27 protein-coding genes are annotated in these 23,045 nt (G+C 71.9%); 2 read left to right on the top strand and 25 right to left on the bottom strand.

The features are described 5' to 3' along the window. Positions 1-322: 322 nt before the first annotated feature. Positions 323-787 (bottom strand): hypothetical protein, encoded by a 465-nt coding sequence (locus ABZ385_RS31985; RefSeq protein ID WP_358914082.1) that lies wholly within the window; start codon positions 785-787, stop codon positions 323-325. Further along, the gene (locus tag ABZ385_RS31980) at positions 784-1,227 is read right to left on the bottom strand and encodes an ATP-binding protein (protein ID WP_358914084.1); all 444 of its coding nucleotides are present in this window, start codon (positions 1,225-1,227) and stop codon (positions 784-786) included. The genes ABZ385_RS31985 and ABZ385_RS31980 overlap by 4 nt, the downstream gene beginning before the upstream one ends. 244 nt (positions 1,228-1,471) lie before the next feature. On the opposite strand from ABZ385_RS31980, the gene ABZ385_RS31975 reads away from it, so the two are divergent. Then, on the top strand, positions 1,472-2,335 hold the full coding sequence (locus ABZ385_RS31975; RefSeq protein WP_358914083.1) for a Scr1 family TA system antitoxin-like transcriptional regulator: 864 nt from the start codon (positions 1,472-1,474) through the stop codon (positions 2,333-2,335). Next, the gene (locus ABZ385_RS31970; RefSeq protein WP_358914081.1) at positions 2,332-2,550 is read left to right on the top strand and encodes a DUF397 domain-containing protein; all 219 of its coding nucleotides are present in this window, start codon (positions 2,332-2,334) and stop codon (positions 2,548-2,550) included. The genes ABZ385_RS31975 and ABZ385_RS31970 overlap by 4 nt, the downstream gene beginning before the upstream one ends. A gap of 156 nt (positions 2,551-2,706) precedes the next feature. Here ABZ385_RS31970 and ABZ385_RS31965 read toward each other — a convergent pair whose 3' ends face one another. The 23 genes from ABZ385_RS31965 to ABZ385_RS31855 all read right to left on the bottom strand — a co-directional run bounded on the left by ABZ385_RS31965 (position 2,707) and on the right by ABZ385_RS31855 (position 23,043). Continuing rightward, positions 2,707-3,048 (bottom strand): hypothetical protein, encoded by a 342-nt coding sequence (locus ABZ385_RS31965; protein ID WP_358914080.1) that lies wholly within the window; start codon positions 3,046-3,048, stop codon positions 2,707-2,709. Next, the gene (locus ABZ385_RS31960) at positions 3,045-3,290 is read right to left on the bottom strand and encodes a hypothetical protein (protein WP_358914079.1); all 246 of its coding nucleotides are present in this window, start codon (positions 3,288-3,290) and stop codon (positions 3,045-3,047) included. Before ABZ385_RS31960 ends, ABZ385_RS31965 begins: the two co-directional genes overlap by 4 nt. 68 nt (positions 3,291-3,358) lie before the next feature. Next, positions 3,359-4,435 carry a peptidoglycan-binding protein gene (locus ABZ385_RS31955; protein ID WP_358914078.1) on the bottom strand — a complete coding sequence of 359 codons (1,077 nt, stop codon included), beginning with the start codon at positions 4,433-4,435 and terminating at the stop codon, positions 3,359-3,361. An 81-nt stretch (positions 4,436-4,516) separates the two neighbouring features. Further along, on the bottom strand, positions 4,517-6,298 hold the full coding sequence (locus tag ABZ385_RS31950) for a hypothetical protein (protein ID WP_358914077.1): 1,782 nt from the start codon (positions 6,296-6,298) through the stop codon (positions 4,517-4,519). Beyond that, positions 6,298-7,131 carry a hypothetical protein gene (locus tag ABZ385_RS31945; protein WP_358914076.1) on the bottom strand — a complete coding sequence of 278 codons (834 nt, stop codon included), beginning with the start codon at positions 7,129-7,131 and terminating at the stop codon, positions 6,298-6,300. The genes ABZ385_RS31950 and ABZ385_RS31945 overlap by 1 nt, the downstream gene beginning before the upstream one ends. Then, complete coding sequence (locus ABZ385_RS31940; protein WP_358914075.1) at positions 7,131-8,246, bottom strand: hypothetical protein; 1,116 nt, start codon at positions 8,244-8,246, stop codon at positions 7,131-7,133. The genes ABZ385_RS31945 and ABZ385_RS31940 overlap by 1 nt, the downstream gene beginning before the upstream one ends. Then, complete coding sequence (locus tag ABZ385_RS31935; RefSeq protein WP_358914074.1) at positions 8,243-9,244, bottom strand: hypothetical protein; 1,002 nt, start codon at positions 9,242-9,244, stop codon at positions 8,243-8,245. The genes ABZ385_RS31940 and ABZ385_RS31935 overlap by 4 nt, the downstream gene beginning before the upstream one ends. A 13-nt stretch (positions 9,245-9,257) precedes the next feature. Continuing rightward, positions 9,258-10,568, bottom strand: a complete 1,311-nt coding sequence (locus ABZ385_RS31930) for a hypothetical protein (protein ID WP_358914073.1) — start codon at positions 10,566-10,568, stop codon at positions 9,258-9,260. A 2-nt stretch (positions 10,569-10,570) separates the two neighbouring features. Continuing rightward, complete coding sequence (locus ABZ385_RS31925) at positions 10,571-12,793, bottom strand: hypothetical protein (protein WP_358914072.1); 2,223 nt, start codon at positions 12,791-12,793, stop codon at positions 10,571-10,573. Between the two features lie 249 nt (positions 12,794-13,042). Then, a complete protein-coding gene (locus ABZ385_RS31920) occupies positions 13,043-13,513 on the bottom strand; it encodes a hypothetical protein (protein ID WP_358914071.1) in 471 nt (156 codons plus the stop codon). Beyond that, complete coding sequence (locus ABZ385_RS31915) at positions 13,510-13,965, bottom strand: hypothetical protein (protein WP_358914070.1); 456 nt, start codon at positions 13,963-13,965, stop codon at positions 13,510-13,512. The genes ABZ385_RS31920 and ABZ385_RS31915 overlap by 4 nt, the downstream gene beginning before the upstream one ends. A gap of 11 nt (positions 13,966-13,976) precedes the next feature. After that, the gene (locus ABZ385_RS31910; protein WP_358914069.1) at positions 13,977-14,405 is read right to left on the bottom strand and encodes a minor capsid protein; all 429 of its coding nucleotides are present in this window, start codon (positions 14,403-14,405) and stop codon (positions 13,977-13,979) included. After that, positions 14,398-14,751: a hypothetical protein gene (locus ABZ385_RS31905; protein ID WP_358914068.1), complete on the bottom strand. Its 354-nt coding sequence runs from the start codon at positions 14,749-14,751 to the stop codon at positions 14,398-14,400. The genes ABZ385_RS31910 and ABZ385_RS31905 overlap by 8 nt, the downstream gene beginning before the upstream one ends. Then, on the bottom strand, positions 14,748-15,065 hold the full coding sequence (locus ABZ385_RS31900) for a hypothetical protein (RefSeq protein ID WP_358914067.1): 318 nt from the start codon (positions 15,063-15,065) through the stop codon (positions 14,748-14,750). The genes ABZ385_RS31905 and ABZ385_RS31900 overlap by 4 nt, the downstream gene beginning before the upstream one ends. Next, the gene (locus ABZ385_RS31895; protein WP_358914066.1) at positions 15,062-15,451 is read right to left on the bottom strand and encodes a hypothetical protein; all 390 of its coding nucleotides are present in this window, start codon (positions 15,449-15,451) and stop codon (positions 15,062-15,064) included. Before ABZ385_RS31895 ends, ABZ385_RS31900 begins: the two co-directional genes overlap by 4 nt. A gap of 3 nt (positions 15,452-15,454) precedes the next feature. After that, complete coding sequence (locus ABZ385_RS31890) at positions 15,455-15,853, bottom strand: hypothetical protein (protein ID WP_358914065.1); 399 nt, start codon at positions 15,851-15,853, stop codon at positions 15,455-15,457. A gap of 2 nt (positions 15,854-15,855) precedes the next feature. Continuing rightward, positions 15,856-16,818, bottom strand: a complete 963-nt coding sequence (locus ABZ385_RS31885; protein ID WP_358914064.1) for a major capsid protein — start codon at positions 16,816-16,818, stop codon at positions 15,856-15,858. A gap of 20 nt (positions 16,819-16,838) precedes the next feature. Continuing rightward, the gene (locus ABZ385_RS31880; RefSeq protein WP_358914063.1) at positions 16,839-17,594 is read right to left on the bottom strand and encodes a hypothetical protein; all 756 of its coding nucleotides are present in this window, start codon (positions 17,592-17,594) and stop codon (positions 16,839-16,841) included. Between the two features lie 106 nt (positions 17,595-17,700). Continuing rightward, the gene (locus tag ABZ385_RS31875) at positions 17,701-17,871 is read right to left on the bottom strand and encodes an Rmf/CrpP fold protein (RefSeq protein ID WP_358914062.1); all 171 of its coding nucleotides are present in this window, start codon (positions 17,869-17,871) and stop codon (positions 17,701-17,703) included. Positions 17,872-17,880: 9 nt separating this feature from the next. After that, complete coding sequence (locus ABZ385_RS31870; protein WP_358914061.1) at positions 17,881-20,124, bottom strand: phage minor capsid protein; 2,244 nt, start codon at positions 20,122-20,124, stop codon at positions 17,881-17,883. A gap of 18 nt (positions 20,125-20,142) precedes the next feature. Beyond that, on the bottom strand, positions 20,143-21,630 hold the full coding sequence (locus ABZ385_RS31865; RefSeq protein WP_358914060.1) for a phage portal protein: 1,488 nt from the start codon (positions 21,628-21,630) through the stop codon (positions 20,143-20,145). After that, positions 21,617-21,793, bottom strand: a complete 177-nt coding sequence (locus ABZ385_RS31860) for a hypothetical protein (protein WP_358914059.1) — start codon at positions 21,791-21,793, stop codon at positions 21,617-21,619. The genes ABZ385_RS31865 and ABZ385_RS31860 overlap by 14 nt, the downstream gene beginning before the upstream one ends. Further along, positions 21,790-23,043: a PBSX family phage terminase large subunit gene (locus tag ABZ385_RS31855; RefSeq protein WP_358914058.1), complete on the bottom strand. Its 1,254-nt coding sequence runs from the start codon at positions 23,041-23,043 to the stop codon at positions 21,790-21,792. Before ABZ385_RS31855 ends, ABZ385_RS31860 begins: the two co-directional genes overlap by 4 nt. Positions 23,044-23,045 lie beyond the last annotated feature (2 nt).

Genomic DNA, 23,045 nt, shown 5'->3' with positions numbered 1-23,045 from the left:
TTCCACGACTGTGAGCCTAAAGGGGCATCCCCACCCGGAAGGCGGCGACGACCTCGCCGAGCAGGACGCGGCCCCGGTACCTGACTAGGTACCGGGGCCGTTCTGGTTCCGGCCCGCCGCGCCGCTCGGGGGAAACGGCGACGGCGGGCCTCCCCGCTACCGTCTCACCGGGTCCGGTAGCGGGGGGCGTCGGACGCGCGCCACGGGACGCGCGCCGCAGGTGGCTGAACCCCTATGGAGGGCCGGGGGGTGCCTTGTACGCTCGGCGGGATGGGTCGGCCCGGGGTATGCATCACTCCGGGACGGCCCATCTTCCCGCCGGTCATACGTGGTACGTCGTGCCCCAGCGCATCGCGCCGCGGTTGTAGCAGTCGGTCGCGTGCGCGGCGGTCGCGGCCTGGTCGGCCCCGGCGTCGAGCGGGTCGAACAGCACGTACACGCGGACCGGCGTACCGGCGGCGACCAGGCGCACCCAGTCGTACGACGCGACCACGCGTACCCGGTACTCGTCGTCGCCGTAGTCGAGCCACGGGGCACCGGCCCGTATGCGGATGCGGTGCCCGATGTACGGGGCGTGGGCGTCGTGGGGGCCGAGGTGCATCGCGCCGGCGAGCGCGCGCATTCCCTCGCCGATGCGCTCGACGCTCTCGTGTGGGAGCCGCGGCGGGACGTGGTAGGCGAGCAGCTGCGCGACCGTGAACGCCTCGGTGCGCTGTAGGCCGGTCGCGAACCGAACGCCCGCGATGAAGCCGGGGCCGGGCGGGGCGATCGTCTCGGGTGTGGTCACGACCCCTTCACCTCCGCCCACACCGACTTGCCCATCGGGATGTCGTCGACTCCCCACGCGCCGGGGCAAAGGGCGTTGAGGATGATCAACCCTCGCCCGCGGTCGCGGTGTTCGGACTCGGGCCGGGTCCGGGGCATCCGGCGCACGGGGTCGTGTACCTCGATCCGTGTCCGGCTGTCGTCGGCGTCGAGTACGACGCGTACGGAGTCCTCGGGTTCGGTGCCGTACCGGATGGAGTTGGTGACCAGTTCGCACGTGACCAGTACGGCGGTGTCGAGGTAGTCCTCGGATGCGCCCGGAACGTGGTACGTCACGAACTCGCGTACGAACTCACGGGCCGCTTTGGCAGATTGCGGCTCGCCGGCCAGTAACAGAATCGGCGGCGGGCCGACAGCGGGTGTGCAGCAAGCGGGCAGTCCGGCCCGCCGTTGTTCGATCATGCTTGTCCCCTCACGGGTGAGCGCCACAGCGCGCAAGGTATTTCGTAGCACGCTCCGGGCAGCTTTGACCTTTCGTCACACAACATTGCTCCCCCAACTCTCCCTAGTGCAAGCCCTAACGTGGGACGGTAGAAATTTGCATATGCCGGTAGGAGGGGAGCGCGGTGTGTTAAGTACGCAGGTGACAGCCGATGACGGGGCCGGGCAGACTGTCGAGCAAGCCACCGAAGGGGAGGGCAAGGGAATGAGTGCGCCTACAGTGCGCCGTCGGCGCCTCGGGACGAAGCTGCGCGCGCTGCGTGCCGAACTCACCCTCGAAGAGGTAGCCGAGCGGTCCGAGGGCCGGTTCGTGTACTCGAAGCTGTCGAGGATCGAGACGGCGAAGAGTCCGGCCAAGGCAAAGGACATCGACGCCCTGCTCGATCTGTACGTCGCGCTTGGCCGGGAGGTGAGCGACGAACTGCGCGCGGCGCTGCTCACGCTCACCAAGGAAGGCGCGCAGCGTGGTTGGTGGCATTCGTACCGGGGCGTCCTCACGCCCGTGTACGAGGATCTGATCAGCCTTGAGGCCGAGGCCGAATCGGTCTCGTCGTGGCAGCTGGGCGTGATCCCTGGCCTGCTCCAGACCGGCGAGTACGCCCGCGAGATCATCCGAGCAACGGCTATGTCAGAGGCGGTCGAGGCTCGCGTCGATGCCCTGGTCGAGGTGCGCCTCGCGCGTCAAGCGGTGTTGAGCCGCGAGGACCCGCTCACCCTGTGGGCCATCGTTGCCGAGCAGGCCCTACGCTCGACATCCGAGGGCGACGGCGTGATGCATGAACAGCTGGGCCGGTTGCTGTCCATGGGGAAGCGGCCGAACGTGAACGTACAGGTGCTGCCTGCCAACGCGCCGTTGCACGTCGGACAGCTGGGCAGCTTCACCATTCTGGGCTTCGGCCCCCATGCTGACCTCGACGTGGTCCACACGGAGGGGTTGACCTCGGCTCTCTACGTCGAGGAACGCGAGCAGGTCGCCGCTCATCGCGATGCCTGGCAACGGCTCACGTCCGCCGCGCTCTCGGTCGAGGCGTCGGCGGAACTGATCACAGAGATAAGGAAGAACGCATGACACATGTTGACGACGCCTCCACCCTGCCTGTCACGTGGTGGAAGTCCACGTACAGCGACAGCGGGGCGCAGTGCGTCGAGTGCGGCATCGTGAATGCCGAGACGGTGGCCGTTCGGGACAGCAAGGACCCGCACGGGCCCGCGCTGCTCGTCGGCCGCGCCGCGCTGTCGTCGTTCGCCGCGGCGGCGGCGGCCGGTCAGTTCGGCCAGATGTAAGGGAGCCAGACACGCAACGACGGCCCGCCCCCGCGGCATTCGGGGGCGGGCCGTCCGTCGTGTGGAACCTGGGCGCGAGCCTACGGCGAGCAGGCCGCCGGGGGAACAAGACAATGCCCCCCGCACGGCCATACGCGGCCGTACGGGGGGCGTTGCTCATGTGCGGGTGGCGAACTGCCACAGGGTGAGTGCGAGGCCGACCAGGCCGACCAGGGCGGCGATGCTCGGCAGGGGCCACCGGGCGCGTTCGAGGGCGTCGAGCCGGGCAAGGTCGCGCTTTTGGCGCTCGGTCTCGCCGCGCTCGACGATGTCGAGGCGTACGTCGTGGTCGTCGAGTCGCCGGGTGTGTTCCTTGATCTGCTCGTCGGTCTGGTCGTGGCGCTGCATGAGCAGCGCGAGGGCGCCGTCGGTGCGGGTGAATCCGACCTCGATCGTGCGTCTGATCCTCTCCAGCTCGACGGCTACCGCTGCGGGGTCGGACGGCGAGGGGCTGGTCACTTCGGGGTGCCCCCGGCGTCCGGCGCGGTGTCGACCAGGCCGAGGCCGAACCGGTCGAGCAGGGCCTCGACGGACGGCAGGGCCATGACGCGGGCGAGGCCGCCGGCTGCGGCGAGACCGGCGGCGACCCACGGCAGGGACTCGGGCACGCCGGACGCGTCCACGATGGCGGGCAGGGCGACGGCGAACCCGACGATGCCCTGTATGACGGTCCGTACGGTGCGCTTGTTGGCGTCGGTCATGGGGTGGTGCTCCTGTTCGGAGAGGGCCCGCCCCGCGCGTGGCGGGGCGGGCGGGGGGAGGGGGCCGGTCAGGCGGTGACGGTGAACCCGTGCCGCTTCGCGAGGGCGTCGAGCGAGGCGCGGCCGGGCAGGCCGTCGGCGGCGGCACCGGAGTACCCGCAACGGCGCTGCCACGCGGCGTACGCGGCCTTGGTCTGGGTGCCGAAATGACCGTCGGCGTACTTCTTGGCGAGCAGTCCCTCGGCGGCGAGGGCGTCCTCGACGATCCGGGCGCCCGCGTAGGAGACCGGCGTACCGGCCTTGGCCGGGTCGGTCCGGGCGGCGGCGAGCAGCTTGGACAGGTCGACGACCTTCGCCGCCGGCGTCGGCGCGGTGGGCAGGGTGCCGAGCAGCTTCCGCAGAGTCGTTTCCCCCGGCACGCCGTCGGCGTCCGACCCGCTGTACCCCAACGACCGCTGGTAGTCGGCGTAGTTCTCGGTATCGGCGTCCGACCAGGTCGGGCCGGGCCCCTCGGCGTAGTGCTTCCCGAACCCCTTCGCGACCAGGGCGCGGCCGACCTTGGTCACGTGGTCGCCCTTGGCGCCGTACCCGTAGGCGAGGCCGCCGATCGTGACCCGGTAGCGGGCGACGCCGGTCGGCTCGCTCGGCGCGGTGCTGCCGGTGAGCTTCTTCGCGCGGCGGACGATCTCGGGCAGCTGCGCGACGATCCGGGAGCCGGGGCACGACGTGTGCCCGCCCCACGCGCTACCGCCGAGGCCGTGGTACGCGAGGCCGCGGTCGCTGGTCGACGTGGCGACCTTGAGCGGCACGCCGTAGGTCACGTGGGCCCACGCCAGTACCTCGGCGTTCCGGTCGAGCTGGTCGTCGGTGAGGGTGTCGCCGCCCTGTCCCTCGTTCTCGACGGACAGCCACGCGGAGTTGCCCGCGGCCTGGGCCCACGCGCGGTCGCTCGTGTCGACCCACTGATACAGGGCGCCGCCCTTGCCGGTGCCGAAGTGACTCGACGCCTGGGCCTTGCTGTTCCTGAACCACGAGTCGGTGCCGCTGAGTGTTCCGGCCATGATGTGCACGACGACGCCGCGTACCTCGGCCTGTCCGCCGTCGGTGTAGTTGATCGGGATCGGGCGCCATGTGGCGCCGGGCATACGTGCCACGGTGGGTGTCTCCAGACATGAAAAAACGCCCGGCGCGGTGCGCGCGGGCGTGCGGTGAGTGAGGGGTGCGGGTTACACCAGGGCGACCCAAAAGCGGTTGGCGCCGTTCTCCATGGACGCGAGGGTGATCGAGGCGGGGGCCGTGGTGCCGCCGGTCGCGTAGACGCCGAACCGGCGCACCATCGAGTAGCCGAACTGGTTGGGCGGCGCGCCGGCTCCGGACTCGGCGGCGAGCAACATCGGGCCGTCACCAGTCGTCGCGTTGTAGACCATGCGCCACGCCACGTAGTAGACGCCGGCCGCTGCGGAGTACGCGGCCGTGAGCGGGCTCGTGATCGTGCCGCCCCCGGCGTCGTGCTCCTCGGGCGGCTCGTAGGTGGCCGTCGACAGGTCGCCGGTCGCTGCAACACGCGTGCCGCTGCTGTTGTAGATGGCGGCCCACGACCCCGATTGCAGCCCTCCCGCGTAGCCGGTGGCGAACCACGCAATGCGCGTGATGCTCGTCGTGGCGCGGAGGATCACGGCCGTTACGCGGATCGGGCCCGACCCCGGGTAGAGCGCGGTCGACTGGCCGAGGGCGGGGTCGAACGCCCACGCGGCGAAACCGTGGTCGCCGGGCGCCCACTGGCCGGGCGGGGGGACGGCGTCAACGTAGGACTTGCGGGCGAGGTGGTTCGCCGTAGTCGGCGCGACGCTGCTCGACGGCACGGCGCTGAACGTCTTCGTTCCGGTGATCGTCTGCGTTCCGGCGAGCAGGACGGCCGAACCGGCGGCCTCGGCTCCCACGTCGGTTGCCGTGAGCACTACGTCGCCGGTCTTGGTGTTGACCGAGGACACGGCGCCCCCGCCGCTGCTGGTCGGCAGCTGGGCGGCGGGTACCTTCCCGTCCGTGCCCAGCTGCGCGACGCCGTTCACGGCACCGGCGGCGGTCGCCGGGATGGCGCCCACGTCGGCGGCGGAGAGGACGACCGCGGCGACGGACTGCCCGTTGACGGACTGCACGACGCCCGGTGCGCCGGCTGCGCCCGCTGTACCGGCCGCGCCCTGGTCGCCCTTGTCTCCCTTGGGCCCCTTGAGGTTGCCGACGGCCGTCCCCCACCCGCTCGCGTTGCGCTGCCACACGTCGCCCGTGTCGGTCCTGAGCAGCAGGTCGCCGGGCTTGGTGTCGGCGCTCGGCGTCGAGGTCGTGTTCACGTACCAGGCGGCGCCGCGCACGTTCGGCACCCGCTGCGCCCACGCCCCGGCGGTCTTCTGCCACATGGTCACGGTCTGGCTGGTGACGCCGAGGACCGTTGTCGACTCGCTCTGTACGTACAGGTCGTTGTCGACGCCGAGGGCGGCCGTCGGCGCGGTGGTGCCGGTGTAGATGCGGCTTCCGACTGGGCCTGTGTCGCCCTTGACGCCCTGGGGGCCGACCAGCGATGCGAGCCACTGGGACACGGTGCCGGTGAACCCCTGCTCGACGGCGACCTCGTACGCGCTGTCGCCGCGTACGGCGACGTAGGACGGTGTCGAGGGGTCGGTCGGCGCGATGTCGGCGAGGTCGACCTCGGGCGTCTCGGCGGGCAACAGGACTTGATAGACGCGGTTCACCGCGACGCCCGCGAGCTGTTCGGCGACCATGTACGACCAGTCGCTCGGGTTCATGCCGGGCGCGTCGTTGGCCGGTAGGACGACCTCGATCGCCCCCGTGGCGTCGAGCGGCGCGGTGACCGGCCCGCCGAGGATCACGTCGAACTCTCCGAAGGTGACCATGCCCGGCGCGCGGAAGATGACTTGCCCGGACAGGGGCTTGCCCTCGGGCGTGAGGAACCGGCCGGTTACCCGGACGGTCGGGATTCCCTCGGGCAGCATCACGCCTCCTGATCCGGCTTGTTGGGGTCGCCGGGCACGGCGCGGGCCTCGGCGGTCGCCGAGGCGGCGGCGAGGTTGGCGGGCGGGTCGGGGACTTCCGAGGCGCTGAACGTGTTCCGCGTGTAGCTGGTGAACACGCGGGTTTCGATCGCGCCTGTGCCGCTGTTGTTGCGGTGCTCAATCTGGAACGTGACCTCGTCGCCCCAGTCGGCGCCGTCGAGCGGTTGGGTGATGGTGCGGTTGACCCATGTCGAGCCGCTGGGGATGGACCAGGTGCCGAGGGTGCGGGCGTTCCCGTTCGGCGGTACGTAGTTGACGCGGACCTGTCCGCCGTTCGAGCTGATCGTCGAGAAGCTGATCACGGCTACGGGGTTCTGTACCGGGCCCCGGCCCACCCACGCGTAGTTCCAGTTCGAGTTGGCTTCCTGGCCTTGCATCATGGTCGGGTACAGGGGGAACGGAATCCACGGGCGGCCGAGCATCCAGTCGCACCACGCGTCATCCATGACGATCACTTCGCCGGACCGCGACCATGTGCGGATCATCTGGCCGGCGCCCGACCCGTTGTACTCGTCGCCGACGGTGAGGGCGGCCGTACCGGACACCGAGCGGGCCATGCCGACGGCCCAATCGCCTTCCGTGTCCTGGCCGGTCATGAAGACGCGGTTGCCGTTCGCGGCCTCGGCGATCAGCCGGCCCCCCTCGCCGATCCGCACGTCGCCGTTGAGGATCTGGTTAAGGGCGGGGCGCATCTGCGCGCGCCCGCGCAGCTGCCGTACCTCGCGTTCAAGGGCGGCGATGCGGTCGAGTACGTCCTGTGGGACGAACGGCATTACGGGGCCTCCAGGAAGAGTTGGGCGGTCTCGGGGCGCCCGCGCTCGGGCGGGCTCACGCTGATGCCGACCACGCGGTACCGGGCGTCGAGCGCGTCCAGGTGCCACAGGTCGCGGATGCGTAGGCGGATGGTCGAGCCGACCAGGCCGGGCGTGATCGCGCCGCCGAGCCGGACCGTGATTTCCGGGATGGTCACCGGGTTGCGGGCGGCGGTGTGGTCGGCGCGGGCGTAGGCGTCGAGGGTGTCCTGTCGCTCTACGGTGGTGTAGTCGCTCGATCCGTCGAGGCGCGGCCACCCGGCGGCGAGGTCGTCGTCGGCGATCAGGACCGGCGAGGTAAGCGGGTAGGAGTCGGCGGCCTGGTTGTCGTTGATGGACGCGCCGCGCGTCTGCCACGCGTTCGCCTTCCGGGTGGCGTCGACTGGCCACGTGTAGGACATGACCGGCCCCGGATGGTCGAGGACGACCTCGGACGCGCCCGTACGGATCGTGGGGTGTCCCAGCTGCAACCGCTTGATCCGGCGGCCGTCGCTGTCGCGGAAGCTCGCGATGCGCCACTCGAACCCGTTCTCGACGGCGGCGAGGTCGTCGAGCAGGTCGCCGATGCTGGGCAGGTCGTACCGCAGGAACGTACGGTCACGCGCGACGCCGGACGGGTCGCCGTCGTACGTGATGCCGATGTCGCCGCCGGTCGCGCTCTGCGCGTAGTCGACCAGGCCGCGCGCTATGTCGAACTGGTCGACCTGCTGCGCGATCTGCGTGTCGTACAGAAGCCGGCGGTACAGGTAGCTTTCCCACCCGCCGGCCTGAATCTGGGCCCCGAGGCGCCCGCGGTCGTCCGAGTCGAGGGCGAGCGTCCACAGGACGCCGCCCCACCACAGGTCGCGCCCGCGCTCGACCCATATCCCCGTACGGCCCGGCAGGATCGCCCGGCGGGCCCGCTCGGCCATGGCCCGGTTGGGGATCGGCACGGTGCCGGTGAACCTGCCGGTCTTGCCGATGTAGTCATCGAGGGCGACGCCCTGTACGGGCAGGGCGTCGAGCAGCTGGTCGCTGCGTAGGTCGCAGAACAGGACCCGGTACGGGGGCGCGGCGCGCACGGCACCCCCCGTCACGGCAGCAGGAACGTGTGAGAGACCCTGATGTTCCGGTCGCTGCGCAGCGCGCCGTTTCCGGTCCACGTGCGCAGCGTGAGCACACCGGACGCGGACACGCGGGCGGACCCCTCGCCGTATCCGTCGGACACGGATATGTCGGCGTCGATGCTCGGGCGCCACCCGCTCGGCAGGGTGCCGATCGTCTCGTCGTTGATGTTGCCCGCGGCCGGTACGTCCAGCTGCGCGCCCTTGCGGCTCACCTCGGCCACGAACGAGCACACGCCCGCATCCGGGTTGCGGCGGGCGGCGAAGCTGCTCAGCGTGTACCCGGACGAGACGACGAACCCGGTCGCGGTCGACTCGGTCCGGCGCGGTGCGCGGTAGACCTGCCACTCACCGGCCGTCGCGTTCCAGCGCTCCAACTCGCCGCCGTTGTCCCGGTACTGGCCGTCGTACGAGCCGTCGAAACCGAGTCCCCACCCGCGCGGGATGATGCCCCCGGCGGCCGTGGTGAAGCGCCGCCGGTCGGCGAGGGCGGACCCCCAGTTGATACCGCCCACGCCCGCCGAGGTGCCCGCGGGTACGGTCACGTCCCACAGGCGCAGACTGGCCGGCTCAAGCGTCGGCGCGGTCGGCGTCGCGTCCGGCTCCCCCTCGACGACCTCGATACGGGCAAGGTTCTGCCCTTCCTGGTCGAACAGGGCGTCGAGGACGCGCAGGGCGACGGTGTCGATACGGCCGAACTGCGCGTCGCCGTCGGTGAATGTGAGGGTGACCGGCCCGTCGTTGGCGATCGGGTACGCGCCCTGGGCGTCGGTGCCCTGTACGTACGCGCGCCCGGCACCGATCTGTAGTTGCATTGCGGCGACACCGGTCGCGGCGAACGGGTCGCCGCCCGGTAGGACGCCGTCGCGGACCCTGATCGGCGACTCGTGGGCGACGGGCGATACGGGGGCGAGGCGGGTGTCTTCACGGGTCTGCGCCTTGGGCAGCAGCCATGCGGAACGCACGGTCACGGGGGGTGTCTCCTTACCAGTAGGCCGGGCGAAACCGCACGGTCGCGGTCGCGGCGGGGTCGCCGGACGCGGCGCGGAATTGCAGCTGTGAGGCGCCCGGCGGAAGGGTCCATGTCTGCTCGGGCACCGAGCGCGAGGTCGCGGTGTAGATCCGCGAGGCGGTCGCGTTGAGCGTGACCGTGCCCGCCGCGGTGTCGATGGCGAGCAGGTCCTCGGCGGCGAGGGGGAGGTCGTATTCGAGTACGTCGCCCGTGTCCACGTTGGTGAGCGAGGGCCGTTCCATCGGGCCCCGGAACTCGATCACGGGATGGGTCGAGGCGTCCCCGGCGTTGACGACCGACAACGTGCCGGTGCTGCCGGGGGTGCCGAAGTCGAGCGGCCACGACAGGCCGCCGGACGGCGAGCCGATCAGCAGCGACGACGTGCCGATCGGGACGGGCGCGGCGAGGGCGGCCGGGAGGAGTACGACCGGCTGCACCCATGCGGCCCCGGCGGGAGCGGGCGCGGCGAACGTTCCGTCGCCCTGGTCGCCGGTCGAGTCGGCGAGGTACGCGCCGGACGCGTCCCACCACCGCAGGATGATCGTCGCGCCCCGGGCGGCGGCGAGTGCCGACGTGAACGCGACCTCGGCGCCGACGGACACCGGCCACCCGTAGTCGCTCGCTTCGGCCGACCAGACCAGTTCACCGCCGGGTGTCTTCGGGTGCACGCTCACCGTGCCGACGCCGTCGCCGGCGAGGACGGGGTCGCCGTTCGTCCACCAGCGCCAGAGTTCGCCGACGCCGGCGGCCTGGTCGGCGTCGAGGGCCTGCTCGGGGTCGGTGTCCCACACCAGGCCGCTTTCCGGGGCGGGCAGGGTCGCGGGTGTCACCTGCTCGACCAGGCCGTACCGGCGCGGGTCGGTGGCGACGAACTCGACCGCGCCGCCCGTGATGGTGCCGAGCCGGTAGCCGAGGCTCGCCGGTATCGCCCGGCGGGTCGCGCGGGCCCACGCGAGCAGGGGCCCGCGCTCGTCGAGCCACGCGACGAGAGGTAGTTCGTCCTCGACCGGCACCGTGCCCCGGTTGAGGGCGGCGACGACCGCGCCGACGGACGCCCGCGGGGCCCGGATGACCAACCCTTCGAGACCGATCGTCCGGGCCTGTGCGAGCAGGCCGCCGGGGAACGCGCCGTGCGCGTCGCTGCGCGGCACCGTTCCGGAGTCAAGGGCGGGCAGTTCCTCCCACCCCGTGATGCCGCGCCACCGGTACGGGGTGCCCGCGCCGAGCAGCAGGTCGCCGTACTGGACCTGTCCGGGCCGGGTGACCTGGTCGCCGACAGCCATCGTCACCCCCTCGCTTTGGCCAGCCACGCGAGCGCGCGGGCGTTGTCGTCGGGGCTGCCGTTCTCGGCGGCGTGCCAGTGCTCGACGTGCACGGTCGCGCCGGACGCCGAGGCGGCGAAGGGGTTCCCGTACGCGCCCGCGCCCGCGAGGGCGGGTGAGAGCGACGGGACGGCGGGCGGGGTCACCAGGTTGCGCATGGTGCGATCGAGCGCGCCCGCGCCGCCCTCGATGCCCTTGACCAGACCGGCGGGAATCCACCGGCCGACCTGCCGGGCCATGACCTTGGACGGCGACGCGATGCCGAGGGCTTTCGCGATCGGGCCGGGGATCATGTTCTTCGCGAAGCTGATCAGCTGCGATTTCAGCCAACTGCCCATGGACTTGACGCCGGACAGCAGGCCGCGAACGATGTCCTTCCCCTTGTCGACCAGCAGCGAGCCAAGGTTCCCGATCGCCGAGCCGATACGGCCGGGCAGTCCTCGGGCCCACGCGATTGCCTCGCCGGCCTTGGACACGATCGAGTCTTTGAAGCTGCGCAGCGCCGATACCGCGCGGTCCCGGAGCTGTCCCGCGAGCGGGGCGAGGGCCGAGTACGCGCGGCCGGGCAGGCCCTTGATCCAGTCGACGGCGGCCGATATGCCCTTGCCGACCCACTCGCCGACCTTGGTCGCGGCCTCGCCGATCAGCCGGCCCGCGTTGGATACGGCCGTCTTGGCCAACTCCCACGCCTTGCCGAAGTCGCCCGACAGCAGCGCCACGATGGCGCCGATGACCGGTACGACCACCTGCTCGATCACGGCGGCGAGGCCGTTCGCGAGGATGCCCGCGAGCTGTCCCACCAGGCCGATCAACGGCTCGATGATCGGCATCAGGGCGTTGAGGGCGCCGATCAGCAGCTCGCCGATGGCGGGCAGCAGCGGGGCGAGGGCGACCAGGATTTGCCCGAACGCCTGCCCGATCGTGGCGAGGGCCGGCGTCAGGGCGACGATCAGCCGGGCCAGAATCGGCAGGATCGTTTCTGCGAGATCCCCCAGGGTCGCCGCGAACGGGGCGATCAGGCCCGGCAGCTGCGCGATGATCGGGCGCAACGCCCCCGCGAGGGCGTTGACCAGCAGCATTACGACCGGCGCCGCCTGGGCGATTACGTCGCCGACGGCCGTCAACAGGGGCGTGACGGCGGGCAGCAGTGACGCGACCAGCTCGCCGATGACGGGCAGGATCGGCGACAGGGCGTCGATCAGGACGCCGAACGCGTCAGCCGCGGCGGCGAGCACCGGGCCGAGCGCATCGACGATGGGCTGTAGGCCCTTGCCCAGCGCCGCGACCAGCCGCGCGAGCGGCGGGCCGAGCGAGGCGAGCGCGGGGCCGAGCGCGCCCGCGAGGGACTGCACCAGGGGGCCGAGCGCGCCCGCGAGGGCGGACAGGACCGGCCCGCCCGCCTCGGCGAGGGCACCGATCAGGCCGCCGAGCGCGGGCAGGATCTCGCCCACCGCGCCGAACAGGCCGCCCAGTCCCTCGGCCGCGCCGCCCGCGCCGGTCGCGACGCCCTCGAAGAACCCGCCGAGGCCGTCGCCGACCGCGCCGAGGCCGGTCGACAGCGCGTCGATGACGGGCCCGGCGGCCTCGACGGCGGCGACCAGGCCGGGCATTGCGCCCTTGGCCAGTGCGCCGATGCCCTCGACCAGCGGCTCGACCAGCGGGGCGACGCCCTCGAACAGGGCGCCGATCTGCGGGGCGAGGTCGTCGAAGATGCCGCCCAGCTGGTCAGCAGCGGCAACGAAGGGTTTGACCAGGGGCTCGGCAAGCTCCTGCATCTTGCCCTTGACGTGCTCGGACAGGTCCGAGAACGCGCCCTTTACCTGCTCGTTCTCGGCGAGCACCTTCGCGCCGAGGCCGATCACGGCGAGCGGAACGGCGGCGAGCGCGCCCGCCGCGACCACGGCGCCGCCGGCGAGCAGCTTGGTACTCGTCGCCGCCGCGCCGATCAGGGGGCCGATTCCGGCGAGGCCGCGCCCCGCTTCCTCGGCGCCCCCGCCGATGCCGTCGCCGAGGGCGCCGCCCATCTCCGCACCGGCTACGGCGAACCGGCCGCGCATGTCGCGCAACCGGCCGTCCGCGTCCCGCTGCAACCCCTGTAGGGCGGCCTCGGTCCGGTCGACTCCTCGCTGTGCCCCGGAGTCGTCGAGGTCGATGTAACCGACCAGTTCGCCGATGGTGAGGGACAAGGTGCACCCCCCAACACGGCGCGCGCCGCGCGCTATTCAGTTGTTGTGCTGATCACCGCCCAGTGAGCCGGGCGATTTCGTCGGGGTCCGACACCACGCGGGGCGTGCTGCGCCACGCGTGCGCGAACCGTGACTCGGCGGGCAGGCCCGACAGGCGGACCAGGAACGCGCGCGTGGACAGGCGCGCGATGTCCTCGGCCGACAGGCCGTAGGTCTGGGCGAGGTCGGACTCGACCGCGCCCCAGTTGGTCAGGACTGCTTGCCAGAACTCCGCGGCTTGGCCTTGCCCTTGGCCTTGGGCCGGGGCTTGGCCGGGGCCCGCCGCGGTGCCGCTTTTCCCTTGGCGGCCTCGCGCTCGTCGTACAGCTGCGCGGCGCGTTCCATGGACACGGTGCCCGGCTCGGCGACGTTGGCGGTCGACCACAGCAGGACGATGCCGAGGTGACGGTCGGACATGCCCGCCTCGGTCCAGTGGTCGACGGCGTCCGGACCGAACATCGAGCCGAGCAGCCGGCGGATGTCCTCGGGCCGGGCGGAGTGCTGCACGCGGTGCAGCTGGAGAGTGAACAGGGCGGGCAGGGTGGCGGGCAGGGTGTACGTGCGCCCGTACAGGCGCAGCGGTACGCCCTTGGGCTCGGGCTCGGCCTGCTCGGCGAAGAACGCGTCAAAGTCGGCGACCTCGACGGCGTCCTCGGCCTGGTCGATGGGCTGCTCGGTCACGGGGTCGTCACCACCGCAGCGGTAGTCGGCGCGCCGCACCGGGTGAACGTGGCGCCCCAACTGGTCTTGGCGTTGGTCTCGCCGCCCTGCTCGCCGGGCGTGACGGTGCACTCCCACACGGTCCACTCGTCCTGTGACACGTGCCGGTAGCGCAGCGTTCCGCGCGACTCCTCGCCGAACCGGAACGCCCACGTCTTGTCGATGTAGTCCTGTCCGGCGTCGGGGGTGCCGGACAGGGCCGCGTACAGGCCGCTGACCTCGATGGTCGCGCCCCTCTGCATCACGTCCTGTTCGTAAAATCCCTCGCTGTCGAACGTGGTCGTGTCGGCGGTCTCTTCGTTCTCGCCGGGGTTGTGGGTCCAGCTGGTGAGCTTGCCGAGGCGTACGAAGGTGTCCGGCGTCGCCGTCTCGACCTCGAATTCCCAGCCTCGGGCGTCGATGGGCCGTCCCATGCGGGGGCCTCCTATTCGGTGCGGTGGTCAGTGGGGGCCGACACGTCGAGGTCGAAATTGACGACGTGCTCGTGTCGGCCGGAGGAATCGGGGCCCATCGGGGCCGGGGTGGCTCGCGCGACGGCGAGCACAAGCCACGTGCCGTCGGGCAGTTCCACGCCCGCGAGGCCGTGCAACGCGCTGTAGATCCGCCAGCAGCGGCGGCGCGATACGCGCGGGTCGGGCCCGCCGCGTACGCGCACCTGCAACCGGGGCCGGTCGTAGGCGTTGAGAGGGTCGGGGGCCTCGCCGTCGTACAGCCACAGGGCGACCGCGGCATCGGGGGTGGGCGGCATGGTCTCGATGAACAGGTCGCCGGTCGTGCCGTCCGGGTCGTAGGTGACCAGGCCGAGGCCGTCGAGCAGCCGGGCGACGCCGTCGAGCGGGTCGAGGTCAGCCACGGAGCGACCTCCGCAGCTGCGCCGCGATGATCTCGGCGACCGCGTCGGCCTGCTCGGTGAGGGGGCGTTCGAGGTACTTCGCCGTCCGGCCCGGGTCGTGCCGGAAATTCAGCTCCTCGTGTTGCCTGACCGCGTACACGGTGTCGTAGGACACGGCGGCCGTGAGGCGGGTCTCGTCGACCGTGGCGACGCCCGAACGTTCGAGGGTGGCCTCTTCGATCGGGACGACCTTCCGCGACTCGGTGAGGACGTGCTCGGCGGCGATCCGCAGACCTCGCACGGCCCCGGCGCGGGTGCCGCGCAGGGCGGCGGCCCCGTTCCAGTTGAGGCGGGAACGTTGGGTCACTCGGCGCTCACCTCCGTGCACTGCGGCACCGGCAGGCCCGGCGCGGTGTGGTGAGCGACGGCTATCGCCTTGGTGATCCGGCCGTCGGGGAGGGTGATCCGCGACTCGGCCGGGCAGTCGAGGCCGGGCTCGGCGACGATCTGCGCGGTGCTCGTGACCTCGCGCCCCTCGCGGTCGCGGACAAGCCGGATCGTTTCTGCGACCAGGGCGGGCACGTCCTCGACCGGCGGCCCGTACTTCAGGCCGTACGCGGTGTCGCCGAGGTACGGCTCGACCGTGATCCGGTGGCGCAGCAGGTAGCGGGGGACGTTCACCAGATCACCCCCGGCAGCAGTCCCGCGCGCGTGAGGGCGCGGTGCGCGCGCGGCGCGAGGTCCACGTCGCCGGCTGCCTGGGGGCTGTCGCGCCGGTCGCCGAGCGAGACAGGGCCGATGGAGACGCTTCCCCAACGGCCCGCCGCGCCCGTGCCGTCGTCGCCCGTGGCGAGCTGGTACTCGACCTGGGCACAGGCGGCATCGGCGAGGACGCCCGCGACGGCCGGATCGGTCGGCAGACCGGCGGCGTCGACCGCGTACACGCTGGTGAGTAGGGCGTCGTCGATGTCCTCGGACGCCCGCGCGAGCAGCCGCTCGGCGCCCGGCGGGGCCGGGGTGCCGGTCCACGCGGCCAGTTGTTCGGGGGTGGCGTAGACATGGCCCACCGGTCACCCCCCGTCGGTCGTGCCCTGCTCGGCCTTGCGGCGCGGTGCGGGACGCTTGCGCTTGGGTGCCTCGACCGGCTCGGCCGCGATGCCCGGGGCGACGGACTCGGGCCCGTGCGGGTTGACCTCGCCGGCTCCGGACGGTGCGCCCGTGTCGCTCGGCCGTGGGTCGACCGCGGCATCGCGCAGCGTGGTGCCGACCTGCTCGACCTCGACCTCGCGCGGGTCGACCGGCTCGACCGGCTCGGGCTGGACCGGCGCGGACTTGTCGACGCCGTACCCCCGGCGGCGCGCGTACGCGATGACCGCCGGGTCGTCCGTGGTGGCCTTGCCGTTGCGGAACTGGAGACCAGCGGGACCGTCGCCTGTGAACCCGTCAACGGGGCTGTGAAGGGTCGCCATGGTCAGGCCACCTTCACGCCGCGCAGAACCGCGGCGGCCTTGGTCGCCTTGAGCGCGACGCCCACCGGTCCCATTTCGACCTCGCCGGTCTTGACGGCGCCCGCGCTGTTGAAGTCGGGGAGCCACTGACGGACCAGGGCGCCGCCCGTGGTGCTGATGCCGTGGAAACCGTCGAGGCCGATCCGCACGGCGTAGATGTCCGTCGTACCGGCCGTGGTGTCGGTCGGGATCACGGGGTCGTTGCTGCCCGCCTTGGCGCCGAGGTCGACCAGCGGCACGCCGCGCCACGTGGTGATAGTGCGGCCGAACGCGTCGAGGGTGCCCAGCTGCGACACGAAGTCGCCGATGGTCTCCAGCGCCGCGAGGGCGTCCGCGTTCATCAGGAGCGCGCTCGGGGCACCGTCCAGCTTGGCGTACAGCCGGCGCAGGTGCTTGAGCGCGGCAATGCCGGTCACCTGCGAGTTGACGGCCGACCAGTCGTAGCCGGTCGCGGTGCCGAGGTTGAGTTCGGTCGTCGAGCCGGCGAGGGCCTTGTCGAGGCCGTCGAACGAGTCGGCATCGACCGCCGAATCGCCGTTGATCACGGCGTCGCTGAAGGTGGCGTTCGCGGCCTTGATCTTCTGCGACATCTGGAGGCTGACCTCACCGGATGCGGCCGGGCCCATGTTCGCGAGCACGCGGTCGATCTGGAACGCGCCGCCCAGAACCTTGAGGTCCGTGGTGTACCGCTGGCGCGTGACTTCGGTCTTCTCGTACTCGCTGTTGATCGCGCGGAACGCTGCGGTGGGCTGCGTGATCAGCCGGGTGTATCCGTAGGTGAGCGTCGCGCCGCCCCCCGCGGGGTTGACCACGTCGTCGAACGGCAGGTTGTCGAGCAGCCACGACGACTTGCGGAATTCGTCGATGACCATCAGGTCGACGTCATCCTGTGTGTTGAGCTTCGCCTGAGCGAGGGTCACGGCCATGTGCGGTTACTCCTGGGGTGTCAGCCGCCCAGACGGGCGGCGATTGCGTCGGTGAGGTTGGCGGGCTTCCGGTCGCCGGTCGGTGCGCCCTGGAACTCGGCGCCGCCGCGCGGGGGCCCGGCGGGCGCGGCGCGGTACAGGTCGGGGTCGGTGGCGACCTCGTCCGTGATCGCCTTGCGCAGCTGCTCGGCGAACCCCTCGGCCGTGGGGTCGAGGGCGGCGAGCTTTTCCACGAAGGAACGGGAGTTAAGCAGGCGCGCGGCGTTGGCGCCCTCGGTCCCGGCGGCGCGGTACGCGGCGAGTTCCGAGCGGGCGGCGCGCAGCTGCCCGGAGAGGTCGGCGACCTGCTCGGTCAGCTTCGCCGGGTCCGGCGGGCCGTCGTCCTGGACCAGGCCGAGGGCCTTCCCGATCTGCTGGGCGATCTCCTGCCGGGCGTCGTCGGCGGCCTTCTGCTTCGCCGTGATCCGGCCCTTACCGGCCTCGGCTCGGGCGTCGCTGAGGGCCTTCTGTGCCCACGCGGGGAGAGTCGTTTCGTCACCCTCGGCCGGCTGCTGCTGCGGCGGCGCGGCGGGCTTCTGCTGGGGCGGGACCTGCCCGCCCGGCTCGCCTGCCGGGTCGCCCTGCTGGCCGGTGCCCGTGCCGCCCTGCCCGCCGTCGCCGCCCCCGCCGTCGCCCCCGCCGTCGGCGTACAGGACCGGAGAGAACGGGTTCACCGGGTAGGGGTGGGACCACCCGGCACCGTCGAGGCGCGGGCGGGGGAGGGTGCGCGTGTTCATGGGGTGCACTCCTGGTGCGTTGGGCCCGCTCCTGGCGGGCGCGTTCGGACATGCGAAAGGGGCCCGCACCAGGCGGGCCCCTCGGTCGTGCTGTCGGTGGTGTGTGCTACTCGGCGGCGCTGCTCTCTCGCGCGCGGCGGGCGGGCGCGTATCCCTTGATCCACGCCCTCATGAGGATGGAGCCGACGGGGTACGGGCAGGCGGTCGGCTCCTGGCCGGTCTCGCCTGCTGCCGTGCCCTTGGTGATCGCCTCGACGATCTGCTCGCGCGTGCCCACGCCGTCCCCCTATCTGCGCTGCTGCTCCTTGGCCTCATTGAACCGGGCCGCGCCCGCCCAGCGCTGGGGCTTGCCGGTCGCCTGCTCGACGAACTCAGCTTGCGTGAGGCGTCCATGGATGCCCCACCACTCCTTGAGTTCGTCCGACGCGTAGGCGTACGCGATGCGCGCGGGCCCGCTGAACAACGCTTGCGGGGAGCGGCCGGCGGCCTTGCCCTTCTTGTTGAGCAAGTAGCCGTTGCAGTCGTGTTCCGCCTTGAGGAACTGCATGTACACGTATTCGTCGTACATCTCCCTCGCCTGTCGGCGGGTGATGCGCGGCTCGTCGTCGTGGTCGTCGTCCGTATCTGCCTGGTCGTCGCCGACCATGGCGGCCCACACGGCGTCGTCGGCGAGGGCTCCCCACCCGTCGGGGTTCGGGGCGGGGTCGAGGGCGTCGGCGAGGGCGTCCCGGTCGGCGAGCAGGTCGGCGACCGCATCGCCGGTATCCGCCGGCTGCGGCATGTCGACGGTGTCGCGCCGGTCCATCTCGGCGGCGATCCTGAGCAGTTCCTCGCTGGTCGCGTACTGCATCGCCCATGCGAGTTCGTCGTCGGACACGTCGGACAGGTCGGCGCGAAGCTGTCCGCCGGGGAACAGGCGGGCGAGCAGGTCGCGCCGTCCGGCCTCGGCGGCGAGCAGCGCGAGCGTGTCGGCGTCCGCCCCGCGGGCGCGGGCGGCGAGGTCGTGGTCGGACAGGCCGACCAGGTCCGGGGACACCCCCGGCAGGCGGCCCGCGAGGTCGCGCCGGTCCATCTCGGCCATGACGCGCAGTGCGTCGCCGTCGTCGAGGTGGGGGAAGACGCGGGCGAGTTCCTGGTCGCCGAACCCGGTCAGGTCGTCGGCGAGGGTGCCGCCCGGCGCGATGCGGCCGAGCAGGTCGTCGAGGTCGCGGCGATCGGCCTCGGCCTCGATCCTCGCGCGGGCGCGGTCGTCGAGCAGGTTCGAGCGCATGGCGGCGGCGAGCTGGTCGTCGCTCATCTCTCGTACGGCCTGGTCGTCGCCCGACCACACGCGCGCGGCGTCGACCTGCTCGGGCGTGGGCGGGCCGGGCGGCTTGGGCGCTCCCGGCTTGCGGGGGCGCTGCTCGGGCGGGAGGTTCGAGGCGCCCGGCTGCTCGCGCTTGGGGTTGCGCCGTAGGCCGGGGTGCGCGGCGAGGTGCGACCTCATGGCGCCCTGCCACTGCCTGACCTTGAGCCGTGCGGCGCGCTGCGCCTCGGGCGTGACGGCGGCGGCCTCGCGCTTCTTGTGCTTCCTGATGTTCCGCTCGATCGCCCGCTGTCGCTGCCCGGCTTCGTACCCCTCGGGGTCGCTCTCGGCCTGCTCGATCGTTGTCAGACCTGGGGTGTATGCGGATACGGAGTGCCTACAGTTCGGGTGCTGGAACCCGGCGAGGCGTGCCTCGTCGAGCGTCCCGGCGACCCGTACGGGGATCATGCGGCCGTCCTCGGTCGCGTGCTCGACCTCGACCGTGCGCTCGCCGGTCGGGCCGTCGATGGCCAGTACCCGGCCCTCCCACGGGCGGCAGAGCGGGCACTCGCGCGGCGCGTCGGACACGTACACCAGGTCGATACCGGCGTCGGACAGGGTGCGCATGTGCGCTTCCGTCGCGGCGCGGGCAACGCTGGTGCGCACGGCCATTTCCGCATAGCTGGTCAGCTGCCATCGGCGACCGGCGCGGTCGACGAACGACCGTATGCCCTCGTCGGCGAACTTCCGCATGGCGTCCTGTGTGGCCTGCCGACGGGTGCCGGTGCCCAGTAGGGGCGTGGCGGTGACCTCGGCGACGATCGCCCGGAAGCGGTCGACCACGGCGCGCAGAATCGAGCGGTGCGTCGAGGTGACCAGGTCGACCGTTTCCTGTGCGAGCCGGTCGACGGCCTGCGCGTTCGGGGTCACGTCGTCGACCAGGGCCCGCGCGTCGTCGGACAGTGCGCCGATCTCGGCAACCGCGGCGCGGTGCCCCTCGTTGTACGCCTCGGCGACCGCGTCGAACACTTCGAGGTTGACGGCCTTGCCCAGTTCATCGACCACGGCCTGTGAGGCGCGGCGTAGCTGCTGGATGGCGGCGAGCTTGCGCTCGGCCCACCCCGGCGCGTCGAGGCCGGCGGCGAGCTGCCGGGCGACGATGGCAAGTAGGCGTTCCTCGGCCCCCGCGTACAGGTCGCGGGTGCGCTCGGCGAGGGGTTCGACCATGCCCGGGTGGATGGGCACCGACTCACCCCCCGTCGGTCACGCGGCCATGGGGAAGTTGCCGACGGGGTCCGGCGCGGCTGCTCCGGTCTCGGCGAGGATCGCGGCGACCTCGGCTTTGACCGCGGTGTCGTCCCACGTCGGGTTGAGGATCTTCACCTTCGTTGCGGTCGACACGGCGCCCGCGCGGGCGAGCAGGTCGAGCGTGGTCGCGGTGGCCTGCTCGCTCTCGGCGACGCCGTCGCCGAACTCCACCCGTGGGCGGGCGGGCGTGATGCGGCTCCCGAACAGCTTCGCGTCGAGCTGCAACATGACGTGGCTCATGTCGGCCACGCCGTGTCGCCAGTACCCGGCCTTTTTCCGCCGGGTGACCATGCTCCGTTGGTCTTTGCTGTCGACCTCGGTCGCGGTGACCGGCTGTCCGTCGCCGTCGAGGCCGAACGACTGGGGCGAGTAGCCGGCGGCCTGGGCGGCCTGCCGCATGATCGCTTCCGCCGTGCCTCGGTGCTCCTCGACCCGGATATCGAACTGATTCAGGGTGATGCCCGCGCCCTCGTTGGGCGGCATCTTGAGGCTGTGCCAGACCTCGCGGTCGTCGTCGAACGACGCTCCCCGGCCTGCTCCCTCGTTGCGCATGTAGCCATCGGGGATGATCAGCCGGGCGCGGGCGAGGCGGATGTCGCGCATCCAACTGGTCCACGTCTCGTCGAGGGCGTCGAACATGTCGTAGATCGGCGCGGCGTAGTCGCTGCGCCCGATCGGCGAACCGCGGTGCAGCCGGTTGGGCAGCATGTTGGGGATGTACGCGGCGGTCAGGTCCCGGATGCCGGTCGCGATGCTGTCGCCCTCGCCGTCGGCGTCGAGCGAGCCGACCAGGTCGGCCGTGTCGGGGTGCTCGGTGAGCGGCACCCGGCGGCCCACCTTGTCGCCGCTCCCCTCGTACAGCGCGTGCACGATGCGACCGGATTCGTGCCGCTCGAAGTGCCGCCATACGGTCGCCTCGGTCGAGCCGTCCAGCTCGCGCCAGAACGACACGGCGCGCAGCATCCCGAACCGGAACTCGGGTAGGGCGCCGTCGGGCTGCATGACGGTCAACAGCGGCCGGTCGGCCAACTCCCGATCCCACGTCACCCGGAGGAAAACGCCGGACAGGGCGGCGGCCTGCTCGGCCGCGCCGAGGAACGTCTGTTGCGCGCGGCCCTCGTCGAGCAGCAGGTCGAGGCGGTCCTGTGTGGCCGTGTCCTCGACCTTGATCGTCGGCATGTCCGCGAACAGCAAGTCGGCCGAGGTCGACGCGATGTCACCAGGCAAGGGGACGTGTAGGCGGTTGTCGCGCCGGTCGAGGCGGTGCTCGAACGACTTTCGCCCCCACAGCCGGCGGCGCTCGGTCGGCCGCTTGTGGTTCGTGTAGACACGTGCGAGGCGCTGCCGGTCGCCGCTGTACCACGCGTCGTCGATGCGCATCGCGTCGTACAGCGGGGCCCATGCCGGGGGCGGCCACGCTGCGCCCTGGTCAGGGAGTGCCATCGTCGCCCCCTTCCTCGCCGGCCTCGATCGCGTCGGCGGCCTCGCGGAACATGGCGGCGAGGGCGGGGCGCAGCTGCTCGCCGGGGGCGAGGGTGAGTTCGCCTACCTCGACGGTGTGCTCGCCGACGGAGAAACGTACGGGCAGGGTGAACGATCCGGTCATGGGGCGGCGGCCTCCCTGGGCGCGGTGAGCAGGTGCCGCCACTCGTGCGCCGTCGAGTGGACGGCGTAGCGCAGTGCGTCGGCGCTGTGGTCGTCCACCTTCAACGGGGCGTCCTCGCCGCGCTCGGTGGCCTTGGGGTCCCAGCTGTAGCCGGGCAGTTCGGCGAGCAGTCCCTCGCACGACTCGTGTACGAGCAGCCGGTCGGCGGCGAGCAGGCTCGACACGGACCGGATTCCGTCGGCGACCTCGTTCGAGGCGCGCGCGAGGCCGGGGTGTCCGTCCTGCCACATCTGGGTTGAGAAAGAGGCGGCGCTCGGGTCGATGAACGTCCACTCGGGCGTGATGCCGAGGCCGTCGAGCCACGCCCGCACGGCGGCGCTGTACTGCGCGTCGGTCATGCTGCGGTGCGTGGCGCGGGAGTCGTGGCGCCACTCGGCAGCGGCGTACAGCCGGCCGTCGACACCCTCGCCGAGCAGGATCGCCGAGAACGGGTTCGTGGTGCCGTAGTCGCACCCAAGCCAATACCGGCGCATGTCCGGCAGCTGGGTGACGACGTGGCGACCCTCGTCCCACATGTCGAAGATCGCGCCCTCGGCGACAACCCACGCGCCCTCGATCATCCGGCGGCGCCAGAGACCGACGTACTCGGCGGCGAGGCTCGCCACGTACTCGGCACTCAATGACGGGTTGTCGGACAGCTTGAAGTGCCACGACGCGAGGTTCAGGTCGGCGGCGCGGTCGAGATAGCCGGTCTTGAGCCAGTGCCGCGGGCTGTCCGGGTTGGTGGTCAGGTACAGGCGCGCGCCCGGCACGGACAGGCGGGCGAGCAGCTGCACGAAAAAGCCCTCGGGCAAGAGGGTGCCCTCGTCCACGTACGCGAGCTGCGCCGTCAAGCCACGTAGGCGGCCCTCGGCGCGGGCGTCGGCGGCGCCGATCAGGTGGACGGTGCGGCCGAGGATCGTCGCCGTGGTCGCCCCGCGGGTGTGCACGATGTGCCGGGCGAGGGGCCCGAACAACGCGCGGTCCTGTAGGGGTTCGAGGCAGTTCCGTTCGATGGTCTGGAGCGACCGGCCACAGATGATGATCAGGCCGGACGGGCCCGCAGTGGCGACGGCGATCACGAACGCGAGCAGGCTCGCGATGGTCTTCCCGGACCGAACCGACCCGTGCCAAATGTTGATACGGCGGGTGGCCTGTCCGATGCTGCGCAGCTGCTTACGGGACAGGGGCAGACGGTCGAGGTCGAGCACCG

The sequence above is a fragment of the Streptomyces sp. NPDC005898 genome, assembly GCF_040629635.1.
Lineage (GTDB): Bacteria > Actinomycetota > Actinomycetes > Streptomycetales > Streptomycetaceae > Streptomyces.
This window is presented reverse-complemented; position numbering and strand designations above follow the sequence as displayed.